A 12,484-nucleotide genomic window follows, 5' to 3' on the forward strand; every position below is an offset into this window, starting at 1 on the left:
TGGGGTCTCGGTCGGCGTACGGATGAACGAACGACCACCGCTCGCGGTTCCCCGCGACCCGCCTCGGGCCGACGTCGTCGGCCGCGGATACGCTGCAGAGGTGTCCTCCCAGAAGCCCTCGCAGCCTACCCCGACGGGGGAGTCGCCCCTCGCGCTGAAGCGTCGCGCACGGCGGATCGACCGGGTGCTGGCCGAGACGTACCCGGACGCCCGCGCGGAGCTGGACTTCTCCACGCCGCTGGAGCTGCTCGTGGCGACGGTGCTGTCCGCGCAGACCACCGACGTGCGGGTGAACGCCACGACGCCGACGCTGTTCGCGCGCTGGCCGGACGCCGCCGCGCTCGCCGGCGCCGACCCCGGCGAGATGGAGGAGGTCCTGCGTCCGCTGGGCTTCTTCCGCGCGAAGACCCGCGCGACGATCGGTCTGGCGCAGGCGCTCCTGGAGAGGTTCGACGGCGAGGTGCCGGCCCGTCTGGAGGACCTGGTGACCCTGCCCGGCGTCGGGCGCAAGACGGCGAACGTGGTGCTGGGCAACGCGTTCGGGGTCCCGGGGATCACGGTGGACACCCACTTCGGCCGGTTGTCCCGGCGGCTGGGCCTCACGACCGAGGAGGACCCGGTGAAGGTCGAGCACGCCGTCGGGGCGCTGTACGACGCGAAGGACTGGACGATGCTCAGCCATCACCTGGTGTGGCACGGTCGGCGGGTCTGTCACGCACGACGACCGGCCTGCGGCGTGTGCCCGGTGGCGCGCTGGTGCCCGTCGAGCGGGACGGGCGAGCAGGATCCGGTCGCCGCCGCGAAGCTGCTGCGGCCCGGTCCGCGCGGCTGACGCCCACCGGGAGGGTGTCCGGCTCGCGGACGGCGCTCAGCCGATGTCGAGGGAGCGGCCCAGCCAGTCGGCGAGGAGCTCGGTGACCTGCTCGGGAGCCTCCTCGGCCAGGAGGTGCCCGGCGTCCTCGACCACCTCGAAGCGGAAGCGGCGCGCCAGGGCGGCGCCGTCGACCTCCACGCCCTCCAGCCGCAGCAGGCCGTCCATGGTGCCGTGCACCTGCAGGACGGGCACCTCGACCGGGTTCCGGAGCGCCGCGAGGTAGCGGCGCCCGTCGGGCCGCAGCGAGGCCCGGGCCAGCCAGCGGACCGCCTCGACGGAGGCGTGCGCGGCGAACGGGATGCGCAGCACGTCGCGGTAGCGCTCGACGACGTCCGTGGGCAGGGGGCGTGCGGCACCCGCCGCCAGGACGACGTCGACGCCGTCGCCGCGGGAGAGGCGACGTTCGGGGATCGACGGGAGCTGGGAGTACGCGAGGAGTCGGCGTCCGGCGGGGGTCGTGAGCCGGCGCCCGGGGACGTGCAGCCGCAGCGGGTGCGGTGCGCCCAGGGCGGCGACGCCCGCGGTGACCGCGGGCTGCAGCGCCCCCATGGCCCAGGCGAGCAGCCCGCCCGTGCCGGACCCCACCACGACGGCCTGCTCGTGCCCGAGGGATCGGACGACGCCGGCCACGTCACGGGTGCGGGTCAGGACGTCGTAGCCCGAGGGGGGCTTGTCGCTGGCCGCGACGCCGCGCAGGTCCATGGCGGCCACCCGGACGCCCGCCTCGGCGAGGGCGGCGAGCTGGTGGCGCCAGGCCCACCAGAACTGGGGGAAGTCGTGCAGGAACAGCACCAGGGGGCGGCGGTCGCCGTTGGTGCGGACCGGCCCGGCGGTCGCGACGTGGAACCGGGATCCGTTGGCGGGGACGAACTCGTGGCGCCACGGACCGTCGACCAGGGCACTGCTGTAGTCGGTGGCGTCGGACATGGCGGTCACGGCCGCAACCTACCCGTTCAGCTCCCGGAGGACATCTGGGCGGAGCCCTTGGAGCCCGTCCCGGACCCGGAGGGGTCCTCTCCGCGGGGCTCCTTCGGCGGGTCGAAGCGGTAGCCGACGTTGCGGACCGTGCCGATGAGCTGCTCGTGCTCCGGCCCGAGCTTCGCCCGCAGGCGCCGCACGTGCACGTCGACGGTGCGCGTGCCGCCGTAGTAGTCGTAGCCCCAGACCTCCTGGAGGAGCTGGGCGCGGGTGAAGACCCGGCCGGGGTGCTGCACCAGGTACTTGAGGAGCTCGAACTCCTTGTAGGTGAGGTCGATGGGACGCCCTCGCAGCCGGGCCGTGTACCCGCCGGCGTCGATGGCGAGCTCGCCCGCGGAGATCTCCTGCGGGGAGTCCTCGGCGGGTCCGTGCGCGGAGCGTTCGACGACGAGGCGCAGCCGGGCCTCGACCTCGGCGGGGGAGGCGGTCTCGAGCAGCAGGTCGTCGGCGCCCCACTCGTGGTTGACGACCGTCAGGCCGCCCTCGGTGAGCACCAGGACCAGCGGCACCGTCAGCCCGGTGGCGTGCAGCAGGCGGCACGTGGTGCGCGCGGCGACCAGGTCGCGTCGCGCGTCGAGGAGCACCACGTCCGAGTCGGGGGCGTCCACCAGTGCGGACGGTTCCATGGGAAGGACACGCACCTTGTGCGTGAGCAGCCCGAGCGCGGGCAGCACCTCGACCGATCCGCCTGTCGCGGGGGTCAGGATCAACAGCTCGGCCACGTGCACTCCTCCCGTTGCCGGTGGTGGCAAAGGTACCGTGCCCTGCCGGGATGGTCACAACGGACCATCATGGGAGACTCGACCGCGTGACCGTGACCTCCCGCGCCGTGACGACCGCCGTGCTCGCCGCCCTCCTGGCGGTGGCGGCCTACCTCGGACCGCTGTGGGTCGCCGGGGCGGCGTGCCTGCTCACGGTGCTGCTCGCGGTGGGGTGGGCGCGGCTGCTGCGGCTGCCCGCCGCGGGCGCGACGGCGGTGGTCCTGCTGGTGGCGGGGTTCGGCGGGGTGGCCGTCGCCTGGGCCACGCCGGACGAGCCGGTGCTGCGCAACCTGCCCGTGGTGATCGCGCTGTCCCTCGTGCTGGCGTTCGTCGCTCAGATGCTGCGCCGTGGTGGACGGCCCCGCCTGGTGGAGTCGGTGAGCGGGACGACCGCCGGCATCGTGGCCGCGGTGGCGTCGACGGGCTGGGTCGCGGCGGTGCGCACCGACGGCGGGGCGGACCTCGTGGTCACGAGCGCGGTCGCCCTGGCGGTCGCGTCGGCCGTCTCCGCGCTCCCCGTGGCCGGCGGGTGGGCGGGCTCGCTGCTGGCGGCCGCGCTGGGTGCCGCGGCGGGTGCCGGCACCGCGACGGCCCTGCCCGGCGTCGAACCGGTCGTCGGGCTGCTCGTCGGCGCCGTGGCGGGGGTGGTCGCCGGGGCGCTGCGCTTCCTGCTCGATCGTCAGCCTGCTCTCGCCGGGCGGCTCGCGGCCGTCGCCGCGGTGGCGCTGCCGGTCACGGTCACCGGGATGCTCGTGTTCGTCGTCGGCCGCCTGGTGCTCTGAGCACGGTCAGTGCCTGCGCACGGTCAGCGCCTGAGCCCGGTCAGGCGGCCGCGGTCCGGATGGCCTCGCCGGCGAGCTCGATCCGTACCTTCTTCGCCACCAGCACGCCGCCTGCCTCCAGGGCGACGTTCCAGAGCAGCCCGAAGGCCTCGCGCTCGAACTCCGCGGTGGCGCTGAACCCGAAGATGTCCTGACCGAAGGGGTCGGCGCCGGCTCCGCCGAACTCGGCGTCCAGGGCGATGGGCCGGGTGATCCCGCGGATCGTGAGGTTGCCGTGCAGCACGAACCTGGTGCTGGTGGCGGGGGCGTGGCCGACGGTGTCCGCACGGCCGGGGTTGCGGCCCTTGAGCGCGGCCCAGGAGAAGATCGGGTCCGGCCGGGGCTGCCAGTCGATGCCGGTGGAGCGGAACTCGATCGTCGGGTGGTTCTCGACGTCGAGGAAGTCCGCGCTGCGCAGGTGGGTGTCGCGGTCCTCGTGGTGCGTGGTGATCGAGTCCGTCGCGATGGTCGCCGTCACCCAGGAGTCCAGCGGGTCCTCGGCGACGTGGACGGTGGCGGACCCGGTGCCGAACTCGCCGCGCACGGGGCTGACCATCATGTGCATGGCCAGGAAGCCGATCCGCTTGTGCGACTGGTCGAGCTCGTAGCTGCCGGGCGCGGGGATCACGAGATCGTTCCAGGTGCGGGTCGGGGCGTCGGTCATCTGATCCTCCAGGAGGCTCCGGGCAGGGGCGGGAGCAGCGGGAACGGCCGGGGGCGCGGTCTGACCGCGCCGCTACGGCACGAGGAACTTCCATGCAAAACGATATGTTCCCACCCGCCGCCCGCTGCGGCGCCCGCGGGGTGCCGGCGTCGGGTCGCCCCGGGCAACGGGCAGCGTGCTCACCGCGCTCCGGGCACTTGTGTGGTCTTGCCCACAGCGGCGCGTCGGCCCGGCGTGTCCGGCGTGTCAGACGTGTCCGGTGCGTCCGGCGCGCAGCGTCAGTAGACGAGCGCCTGCGCCCCCGGGCGGAGGCTCTCCTCGACGAACAGCGCCGCGCCGGCGATCCGCACGCCCGCCAGCACGTCGTCGGGCCCGATCCCGCGCCGCGCCGCGCACTGCGAGCACACCGTCACCGTGCCGGCGGCCAGCACGGCCTCCACCAGGTCCGCGGCGGGCGCCGCGTGCTCCAGCACGAGCTCGTCCGCACGGTCCGGGACGCCGAACCACGCGGCCTCGCCCGTGAGCCACAGCGACACCTCGACGCCCGCCGCGACGGCGGCCGCAGCCACGGTCAGCGCCTGGTTCGCCGCCTCCGGGCGGTCGGTGCCGGACGTGGACTTGACGACGAGCGAGCGGGCGGGTGTGGTCTCGGTCATAGGTCCGACCCTAGCGGCGGCACGATGGGTACCATCGGACCATGTCGATCCATGCTCTCGAGCTCTTCTTCACCGGTCTGCTGGTCGCCGCCGTCCTGACGATCACGTGGTTCGCCGGCTACGTCGTCTACAAGCTGTTCCAGGGCCAGCGCTGATGACCTTCGCCTTCCCCGACGGCCTCGCGCCCGAGGTGTACCCGCTCGCCTGGCTCGTCGGGCAGTGGTCGGGGACCGGCGTGATCAAGTACGAGGGCATCGCCGAGACCTCCTTCACCCAGGACCTCGTGTTCGACCACGACGGCGGCCCCTACCTGAGCTTCACCTCCACGCTGCGCGTCGACGACGCCGTCTGGTCCACCGAGACCGGCTACTGGCGCGTGGCCTCGGAACGACCCGAGGGCCTCGGCGAGCAGCAGCACCCCCTCGAGGTGCTCGTCGCGGACGCCTCCGGACGGATGTCCCTGTTCCTCGGCGTCGCCGGCGACGGCCGCGTGGACCTCGCCACCGACTTCGTGGCCCGCACCTCCACCGCCGTCGAGGTCACCGCCGCCAAGCGCCTCTACGGCAACGTGGAGGGCCGCCTGCTCTGGGTCGAGGAGCTCGCCGCGTTCGGCCACCCCATGGGCTCCTACGCCTCCGGGGAGCTGGACCGCCGATGACGTACCGCAGCCCCCTGCTGGACCGCACCGGCGCCGTGGCCGCCACCGGTGCCGACGCCGGCATCGCCTGGCACTACGGCGACCCCGTCGCCGAGCAGCGGGCCCTGGTGCGCGGCGGCGCCGTCGTCGACCAGTCCCACCTCGCCGTGGTGCGGCTGACCGGGCCCGACCGCCTCACCTGGCTGCACTCGATCACCTCCCAGGACGTCGCGGCACTGCCGCCGCGCACCTCCACCGAGCTGTTCGTGCTGTCCCCGCAGGGGCGCGTCGAGCACGCGCTCGGCGTCGTCGACGACGGCACCTCGACCTGGCTGGTCACGGAGCCCGACCACGTCGACGACCTCGTCGCCTGGCTCACCAAGATGCGGTTCATGATGCGCGTCGAGATCGAGGACGTGACCGCCGGCTACGCCGCGATCGGTGAACCCGTCGCCGCCGAGGGCACCCCCGACGAACCCGTCACCTGGGTCGACACCTGGCCGACGGTCGCACCCGGCGGCACCCGCTACGGCCCGCCGCCCGCCGAGCACCCCGGGGCGGACCGCGACTGGCGCCTCGTCCTCGTCGACCGTGCCCGCCTCACCGACGCCGTCGCCGAGCGGGAGGCCGCCGGCTGGCGGCTCGCCGGCACGTGGGCCACCGAGGCGCTGCGCGTCGAGGCCTGGCGTCCCCGGCTCGCCCGCGAGGTCGACGAGCGCACCGTGCCCCACGAGCTCGACTGGCTGCGCACCGCCGTCCACCTCCACAAGGGCTGCTACCGCGGCCAGGAGACCGTCGCGCGCGTGCACAACCTCGGCCGGCCCCCGCGCCGGCTCGTCATGCTGCACCTCGACGGGTCCCAGCACGTCGTCCCCGAGGCCGGCTCCGAGGTCCGCCTCGGCGGCCCCGACGGCAAGGTCGTCGGCACCGTCACCACCGTGGCCCGCCACCACGAGCTCGGTCCCGTGGCGCTCGCCGTCGTCAAGCGCAACGTGCCCGAGGACGCCGAGCTCGCCGTCGTCGGCACCATCGGCCAGGGAGCGGACGCCCAGGAGCTCGCCGTCGCCGCCGCCCAGGAGGTGGTCGTGCCCGGCGAGGGCGTCTCGAGCGACCGGCCCGAAGGACGCGGCGACACCATGCGCGGCCTGACCCCCCGCGGTAGCGACGGAGCCCCGAGCCTGCTGTGATCGTCGGGTGAGCCGTCCTGGGACACCCCCTGCCGACGACCCCGGCGCAGCAGGCCACGGTCCCCGGCGCCTCGCCGGTGCCGCCGTCCGGTCGCTGACCCGCCGGATCCGCCTCCGCCAGGGCATGTCCCGGGTACGGACGGGGTTCTGGCCGATCGTCCAGGCGTCGGCCGCCGCCGGCGCCGCCTACGCCGTCGCCCACTACGGGCTCGGCCACGACCAGCCGTTCTTCGCCGCCGTCGCGGCCTGGGTGTGCCTCGGGTTCTCCTTCGACCGGGAGCTCCGTCGCGTCGCCGAGGTCGCGATCGGGGTGGCCGTCGGCGTGTGGATGGGCGACGTCGTCGTCCACCTCATCGGGTCCGGCTGGTGGCAGCTCACCGTCGTCCTGCTGGTGTCCGCCCTGCTCGGCCGCTTCATCGACCGCGGACCGCTGCTCGTCACCCAGGCGGGGGTCCAGGCCATCGTCGTCGTCGGGCTGCCCGCCGCGGTCGCGGCCGAGGGGGCGATCGGGCGGTGGACCGACGCCCTCGTCGGCGGCCTCGTGGCGCTCGCCGTGACCCTCCTGACCCCGGACGACCCCCGACGGCGGTTGCGCGCGCTCGCCGCGGAGGCGACGACGGAGCTCGCCGACACGCTCGAGTCCGTGGCTCACGGCCTGCGCGACCAGGACGTCGACGAGCTCGCCGCCGCGCTCGTGCGCGGCCGGGCGTCGGAGCCGGTGCTCGCCGACTGGGGCCAGAGCGCCCGCAAGTCCGCCGAGGTGTCGCGCGTCAGCGTCAACCGGGGCCAGCACGTCGACATCCTGCGCCTCGCCGACCAGGCCGTGCTCGTCGACCGGGCGATGCGCAGCGTGCGTCTGCTCGCCCGCCGCGCCCCGACCGTCGTCGCAGCGGACGGCACCTGGCCCGACGTCGACGCCCTCGCCGCGCTCGTCGAGAGCTTCGGCGAAGGGGTCCGGCTGCTGGCCGACGACCTGGCCCGCGGCGGCGCCGGGACCGAGTCGCAGGCACGGCTGCTCGACGTCGCCGCCCAGGCCGACCCGCACGTGCTCGGGCACGGGGACCTGCGCGTCGGTTCCCTCGCGGTCCTGCTGCGCTCCCCGCTGGTCGACCTGCTGGAGACCTCCGGCGTCGAACCGCTCCCCGCCCGCGAGGCGCTGCCCGAGCTGTAGCCGTCAGTCCCGGGCGGCGTCCGCCAGCAGGTACTGCTCGACCTCGGCGGCCAGGTCCGCGATCTCCGGCTCGTCACCGGGCCACTCCCGCAGGACCACCTGGATGCGCCGACGCTCGGCCTCGCGCAGGATCTCCGCCGCCGCGCCCGTCTGGTCCGTGGCGCGCACGGTGTCGCCGGCGACCTCCACCAGGCCGCGGGCCGCGAGACCGGTGGCCACCTCCCGGACCCGGTCGGGCGAGACCCCGGAGTGCTCCGCCATGACCGGCACCTGCCGCGATCCCTTGAGGGCGACGCGGGTGACCATCCAGGCCTCGCCCGGCTCCAGGTCGGCGTCCGCCGCCGTGATGCGGTAGACCGCCATCGGGTCGGCCGCGCCCACCCGCCGCCAGAGGATGAGGCGCAGCTCCTCCAACGACGTGCGGCTCGACGGCAGCGCGAACGCGTCGCCCGCGGCCTGGCCGGCGGCGGACGTGGGCTCCGCGTCCCGGGTGGCCGTGCGCAGCTCTACCTGCGGCAGCAGCCACGACAGCGCGAACGCCAGGACGCCGACCGGCACCGCCCACAGGAACACCGTCTGCAGCGTCGCGGCGTAGCCGTCGAGGAACCAGTCCTGCACGTCGGGCGGGCACTGCGCGAGGCCGGACACCGACACCTCCAGCGCCTGGGGCCCGCACGCGCCCTGCGCGTCGGCCGGCACGCCGGTCGACAGGTTCGTCGCGAGCCCGTTGGCGAAGACCGTGCCGAAGACGGCGACGCCGACCGACGAACCGATGGTGCGGAAGTACGTCGTGCCCGACGTCGCCGTGCCCAGGTCCTTGTAGGCGACGGCGTTCTGCACGGCGATCACCAGCACCTGGGTGACCATGCCGAGGCCCATGCCGAGCACGAACATGCTCAGACCGGCCTGCACGGTGCTGGTGTCACGCCCCATGAGGGACAGCAGGTACAGCCCGGTCGTGGTGACCGCCGTGCCGAGGATGGGGAAGACCTTGTACCGGCCGGTGCGGCTGATGAGCTGCCCGGAGCCGATCGACGTGATCAGCATGCCGACCATCATGGGCGTCATCTCCAGGCCCGACTGCGTCGGGGTGGAGCCCTTGACGGTCTGCAGGTAGAGCGGCAGGTAGGTGATCGCCCCGAACATCGCGAAGCCGACCACGAACCCGACGACGGCGGCCACGGAGAAGACGCGGTTGCGGAACAGGTGCAGGGGAAGGACGGGCTCGGCGGCGTGCCGCTCGACGACGACGAACGCCACGACGCCGACGACGGCGAGGGCGATCATCGTGTACACCTCGACCGAGCTCCAGCCCCACGTCGTGCCTCCCAGCGAGGTGACCAGCACGATCGCCGTGGAGATCAGGGCGAGCAGCCCGATCCCCGCGTAGTCGATGCTGGGACGCCTGTCCGAGGTGATGGTCGGCAGCACGGACGCCACGACCAGGAACGCCACGACGCCGATCGGCAGGTTGATGTAGAACACCCACTGCCAGGACAGGTTGTCCACGAACCAGCCGCCGAGCAGCGGGCCCGCCACCGACGAGACGCCGAACACCGCGCCGAAGACGCCCTGGTACTTGCCCCGCTCCCGCGGGGAGACGACGTCGCCGACGATGGCCTGGCTGAGCACCATCAGCCCGCCACCGCCGACGCCCTGCACGGCCCGCCACGCGATGAGCTGCCCCATCGTGGAGGACGTGCCGCAGAGCATCGACCCGGCGAGGAAGATCCCGATGCAGATGAGGAACAGCATCTTGCGGCCCATGAGGTCGCCGAGCTTGCCCCACAGCACCGTGGTGGCGGTCGACGCCAGCATGTAGGACGTCACCACCCAGGAGAGGTGGTCGGCGCCGCCCAGGTCGCTGACGATGGTCGGCAGAGCCGTGGCGACGATCGTCTGGTCGAGGGCCGCCAGCAGCATGCCGAGCATGAGGCCGCCGAAGATGGCCCAGACCTTCCGCTGGGGCAGTGCTCCGGGTTCGGTGGTCTGCGCCGACACGAGATCGTCCTCCCTGGTCGTCCCCCGCAGGGACGTCGGGCCGATGGTGGATCGCCTGGTCGGCAGCCTGCCACGGGGGCCCTGACGGCGCTCGCCGGACGTCGGTGCGGCCCTCTGTTCGGAGCGGGACGTCTGCGGTAGCGTCGTCGCTCATGGACGTCCCCGTCAGCACCCTGCGTGCCGAGCTGAAGTCGTGGATCGAGAGGGCACGCGCGGGCGAGGAGGTCGTCGTCACGGACCGGGGGATCCCGGTCGCCCGGCTGACCGGCGTCGAGAGCGCGGACCTGGTCACCGACCTCGTCCGCGACGGTCTCGTCACCCCGGCCCAGGTCTCCCGGCCGGAGCACCTGCTCCCGGCGGCGCAGCCCGCCGCCGGCAACGGTGCGGCACGGCCGGCGTCGGGCCTGTCCGGGCTCGTGCGCCGGATCCGTCGCTGAACGGGGAACGGTCGTGGCTCTCGTCCACTTCGACGCCAGCGCCCTGGTGAAGCTGTGCGTCCCCGAGTCCGGCTCCGACCTGGCGTCCGCGCTGTGGAACCGGGCCTACGTCGTCATCACCTCCCGCCTGGCCGACGTCGAGCTGCGCGCCACCCTGGCCGCCGGACGGCGCGCCGGCGTCCTGGACACCACGACGCACCGGCGCGCCGTCGAGCAGTGGGACACCCTCTGGCCGGCGCTGCACCGGGTCGAGGTGACCGACCGGCTCGCCGCCGACGCCGCGGAGCTGACGGCCGGCCCCCACCCGCTGCGGGGCGCCGACGCCGTCCACGTCGCGAGCGCCCTCGCGGTGGCGCGGGGCGCGGGCATCGTGGCGGCCTGGGACGAGCGGGTCGCGACGGCCGCGCGCTCCCACGGGCTGCGCGTCCTGCCGTAGCCTGGGCGCGTGCTCGGGAACCTTCAGCTCTACGTCCTCATCGCCCTCGCGGTCGTCGTCTTCGTCGTGCAGGCGTACGCGTTCTTCGACGCCGCGCGCCGGCCGGCCCAGGGCTACAAGGCCGAGGGCAAGCTCACCAAGCCCATCTGGCTGCTGATCCTCGGCGTCGCCCTGGCCCTCGGGTTCCTCGGCCTGCCGCCGATGATGCTCACCTCACGAGGCTTCCTCAACCTCATCGCCGTGGTCGCCGCGATCGTCTACCTCGTGGACGTGCGCCCGCGCCTGCAGCCCTACAGCAACGGCCGCGGGCGCCCGCAGCGTCCGAGCGGCTGGTGAGCGGGCCCGTGGGCCTTCCGGCCGAGCCCACGGTCGCCGTCGGCGCCGAGCCCCTGGCGCAGGTGGTCCGGGGCGGCCTCGTCGAGTCCGTGCACCTGGGCCACCTGGTCGTCCTCGACGCCGCCGGTGACGTCGTCGTCGCCGTCGGCGACCCGGAGGCCGTGATCTGGCCCCGGTCGTCCCTCAAGCCGCTGCAGGCGCTCGCCATGCTGCGGGCGGGCCTCGACCTGCCGCCCGCGCACCTGGCGCTGGCCACCGCCAGCCACGACGGCACCGACGAGCACCTCGCCGTCGTGCGCGAGATCCTCGCCGCCGCCGGGCTCGGCACCTCGGCGCTCGCCAACACCCCGGACCTGCCGCTCGACCCGGCCGCGGTGCTGGCGTGGCAGCGGGCCGGGCACGGCCCGGCGAGCATGACGCAGAACTGCTCGGGCAAGCACGCCGCGATGCTCACCACCTGCCTGGCCGCGGGCTGGCCCACGGACGGCTACCTCGATCCCACCCATCCGCTGCAGGAGGCGGTGCGGGCCGTCGTCGCCGACGTCGCCGGACCGCACGCCGCCCGGCACGCCACCGTGGACGGCTGCGGCGCACCCCTGTTCTCCACCACCCTGACGGGGCTCGCGCGGGCGTTCGCGCACCTGGTCACGGCGCCGGCGGGATCGCCCGAGGCGCGCGTCGTCGCCGCGATGACGTCGCACCCCGAGCTGGTGGCGGGCGAGCACCGCGACGCCACGCAGGTCATGCGCGCCGTGCCCGGGGCGATCGCGAAGGACGGGGCGGACGGCGTCTACGCCGCCGCGCTGCCGGGCGGTGCGGCCCTGGCGTTCAAGGTGCTCGACGGCGCCTCCCGGCCGCGGCCCGCCGTCCTCGCCGAGGCGGTCCGCCTGGCGGGGGCGCTGCAGGTGCCGGGTGTCGACGCGGGCGCGCTGGACCGGCTCGCCGAGGTGCCCGTGCTGGGTGGTGGACGCCCGGTCGGTGGCGTGCAGGCCGTGTTCGGTCCGGGCTCGTGGCCCGGTGACGAGGAGGAACGATGAGAGCGGTGGTGCAGCGGGCGACGCGGGCGAGCGTCACGGTCGACGGCGAGGTCGTCGGGTCGTTCGACGGGCCCGGTCTCGTCGCGCTCGTCGGGGTGACGCACGACGACGGCCCCGACGACGCCGCGACCATCGCGCGCAAGATCGCCGACCTGCGCATCCTGCGCGGCGAGCGCTCCGCGGTCGACGAGGGCGCGCCCGTGCTGGTGGTCAGCCAGTTCACGCTCTACGGCGACGCCCGCAAGGGACGCCGTCCGACCTGGCAGGCGGCCGCGCCCGGTCCCGTCGCCGAGCCGCTGGTGGACGCGGTGGTCGCCGACCTGCGTGCCCGGGGCCTGGAGGTGTCCACCGGTGTGTTCGGCGCCGACATGGCCGTCGAGCTGGTGAACGACGGACCGATCACCCTGCTGCTGGAGACCTGAGAGGCCGCCGGGAGACCTGGCGGCCCGCCGGAGTCCTGAGGGAACGACGACGCCCCGGTGACGCGC

15 protein-coding genes are annotated in these 12,484 nt (G+C 74.6%); 10 read left to right on the forward strand and 5 right to left on the reverse strand.

Annotation, left to right across the window (positions count from 1 at the left end; genetic code table 11):
* The first annotated feature begins 100 nt into the window (after positions 1-100).
* Positions 101-832 carry an endonuclease III gene (gene nth, locus ACNHYB_RS13375; RefSeq protein ID WP_418275832.1) on the forward strand — a complete coding sequence of 244 codons (732 nt, stop codon included), beginning with the start codon at positions 101-103 and terminating at the stop codon, positions 830-832.
* A gap of 36 nt (positions 833-868) precedes the next feature.
* Here nth and ACNHYB_RS13380 read toward each other — a convergent pair whose 3' ends face one another.
* Both ACNHYB_RS13380 and ACNHYB_RS13385 read right to left on the reverse strand, forming a co-directional pair.
* Positions 869-1,801, reverse strand: a complete 933-nt coding sequence (locus ACNHYB_RS13380; RefSeq protein WP_418278055.1) for an alpha/beta fold hydrolase — start codon at positions 1,799-1,801, stop codon at positions 869-871.
* A 26-nt stretch (positions 1,802-1,827) separates the two neighbouring features.
* On the reverse strand, positions 1,828-2,574 hold the full coding sequence (locus ACNHYB_RS13385) for a winged helix-turn-helix transcriptional regulator (RefSeq protein ID WP_418275833.1): 747 nt from the start codon (positions 2,572-2,574) through the stop codon (positions 1,828-1,830).
* Positions 2,575-2,660: 86 nt separating this feature from the next.
* Between ACNHYB_RS13385 and ACNHYB_RS13390 the strand changes: the two genes are divergently transcribed.
* Positions 2,661-3,395 (forward strand): hypothetical protein, encoded by a 735-nt coding sequence (locus ACNHYB_RS13390; protein ID WP_418275834.1) that lies wholly within the window; start codon positions 2,661-2,663, stop codon positions 3,393-3,395.
* 40 nt (positions 3,396-3,435) lie between these two features.
* Here the strand turns inward: ACNHYB_RS13390 and ACNHYB_RS13395 are convergent, their stop codons facing one another.
* A complete protein-coding gene (locus ACNHYB_RS13395) occupies positions 3,436-4,098 on the reverse strand; it encodes a YceI family protein (RefSeq protein ID WP_418275835.1) in 663 nt (220 codons plus the stop codon).
* A 278-nt stretch (positions 4,099-4,376) separates the two neighbouring features.
* Positions 4,377-4,754: a DsrE family protein gene (locus ACNHYB_RS13400; RefSeq protein ID WP_418275836.1), complete on the reverse strand. Its 378-nt coding sequence runs from the start codon at positions 4,752-4,754 to the stop codon at positions 4,377-4,379.
* Between the two features lie 154 nt (positions 4,755-4,908).
* Between ACNHYB_RS13400 and ACNHYB_RS13405 the strand changes: the two genes are divergently transcribed.
* From ACNHYB_RS13405 to ACNHYB_RS13415, 3 genes are read left to right on the forward strand one after another with little or no spacing between them, the layout of a single operon-like run.
* Positions 4,909-5,412 carry an FABP family protein gene (locus ACNHYB_RS13405; RefSeq protein WP_418275837.1) on the forward strand — a complete coding sequence of 168 codons (504 nt, stop codon included), beginning with the start codon at positions 4,909-4,911 and terminating at the stop codon, positions 5,410-5,412.
* Positions 5,409-6,578 (forward strand): YgfZ/GcvT domain-containing protein, encoded by a 1,170-nt coding sequence (locus ACNHYB_RS13410; RefSeq protein ID WP_418275838.1) that lies wholly within the window; start codon positions 5,409-5,411, stop codon positions 6,576-6,578. Before ACNHYB_RS13405 ends, ACNHYB_RS13410 begins: the two co-directional genes overlap by 4 nt.
* Before the next feature lie 7 nt (positions 6,579-6,585).
* The gene (locus tag ACNHYB_RS13415; RefSeq protein ID WP_418275839.1) at positions 6,586-7,749 is read left to right on the forward strand and encodes an FUSC family protein; all 1,164 of its coding nucleotides are present in this window, start codon (positions 6,586-6,588) and stop codon (positions 7,747-7,749) included.
* Positions 7,750-7,752: 3 nt separating this feature from the next.
* On the opposite strand, the gene ACNHYB_RS13420 is transcribed toward ACNHYB_RS13415, so the two are convergent.
* Positions 7,753-9,750 carry an MDR family MFS transporter gene (locus tag ACNHYB_RS13420; protein WP_418275840.1) on the reverse strand — a complete coding sequence of 666 codons (1,998 nt, stop codon included), beginning with the start codon at positions 9,748-9,750 and terminating at the stop codon, positions 7,753-7,755.
* Positions 9,751-9,902: 152 nt separating this feature from the next.
* On the opposite strand from ACNHYB_RS13420, the gene ACNHYB_RS13425 reads away from it, so the two are divergent.
* The 5 genes from ACNHYB_RS13425 to dtd are packed head-to-tail and all read left to right on the forward strand — an operon-like array spanning position 9,903 to position 12,418.
* Complete coding sequence (locus ACNHYB_RS13425) at positions 9,903-10,187, forward strand: type II toxin-antitoxin system Phd/YefM family antitoxin (protein WP_418275842.1); 285 nt, start codon at positions 9,903-9,905, stop codon at positions 10,185-10,187.
* Between the two features lie 13 nt (positions 10,188-10,200).
* Complete coding sequence (locus ACNHYB_RS13430) at positions 10,201-10,623, forward strand: type II toxin-antitoxin system VapC family toxin (protein ID WP_418275843.1); 423 nt, start codon at positions 10,201-10,203, stop codon at positions 10,621-10,623.
* A gap of 9 nt (positions 10,624-10,632) precedes the next feature.
* Positions 10,633-10,959 carry a DUF2516 family protein gene (locus tag ACNHYB_RS13435; RefSeq protein WP_418275844.1) on the forward strand — a complete coding sequence of 109 codons (327 nt, stop codon included), beginning with the start codon at positions 10,633-10,635 and terminating at the stop codon, positions 10,957-10,959.
* Positions 10,953-11,996, forward strand: a complete 1,044-nt coding sequence (locus ACNHYB_RS13440) for an asparaginase (RefSeq protein ID WP_418278056.1) — start codon at positions 10,953-10,955, stop codon at positions 11,994-11,996. The genes ACNHYB_RS13435 and ACNHYB_RS13440 overlap by 7 nt, the downstream gene beginning before the upstream one ends.
* Positions 11,993-12,418, forward strand: coding sequence for a D-aminoacyl-tRNA deacylase (gene dtd, locus ACNHYB_RS13445; RefSeq protein ID WP_418275845.1), 426 nt, complete (start codon positions 11,993-11,995; stop codon positions 12,416-12,418). Before ACNHYB_RS13440 ends, dtd begins: the two co-directional genes overlap by 4 nt.
* The last annotated feature ends 66 nt before the right edge of the window (positions 12,419-12,484 follow it).

It is taken from the genome of Isoptericola jiangsuensis (assembly GCF_048320105.1).
GTDB lineage: Bacteria > Actinomycetota > Actinomycetes > Actinomycetales > Cellulomonadaceae > Isoptericola > Isoptericola jiangsuensis_A.

Excerpts from the sequence above, each read along its gene's own strand:
- ACNHYB_RS13380 (WP_418278055.1), bottom strand. The coding sequence starts at position 1,801 with ATGTCCGACGCCACCGACTACAGCAGTGCCCTGGTCGACGGTCCGTGG.
- ACNHYB_RS13395 (WP_418275835.1), bottom strand. The coding sequence starts at position 4,098 with ATGACCGACGCCCCGACCCGCACCTGGAACGATCTCGTGATCCCCGCG.
- ACNHYB_RS13400 (WP_418275836.1), bottom strand. The coding sequence starts at position 4,754 with ATGACCGAGACCACACCCGCCCGCTCGCTCGTCGTCAAGTCCACGTCC.
- ACNHYB_RS13405 (WP_418275837.1), top strand. The coding sequence starts at position 4,909 with ATGACCTTCGCCTTCCCCGACGGCCTCGCGCCCGAGGTGTACCCGCTC.
- ACNHYB_RS13410 (WP_418275838.1), top strand. The coding sequence starts at position 5,409 with ATGACGTACCGCAGCCCCCTGCTGGACCGCACCGGCGCCGTGGCCGCC.
- ACNHYB_RS13425 (WP_418275842.1), top strand. The coding sequence starts at position 9,903 with ATGGACGTCCCCGTCAGCACCCTGCGTGCCGAGCTGAAGTCGTGGATC.
- dtd (WP_418275845.1), top strand. The coding sequence starts at position 11,993 with ATGAGAGCGGTGGTGCAGCGGGCGACGCGGGCGAGCGTCACGGTCGAC.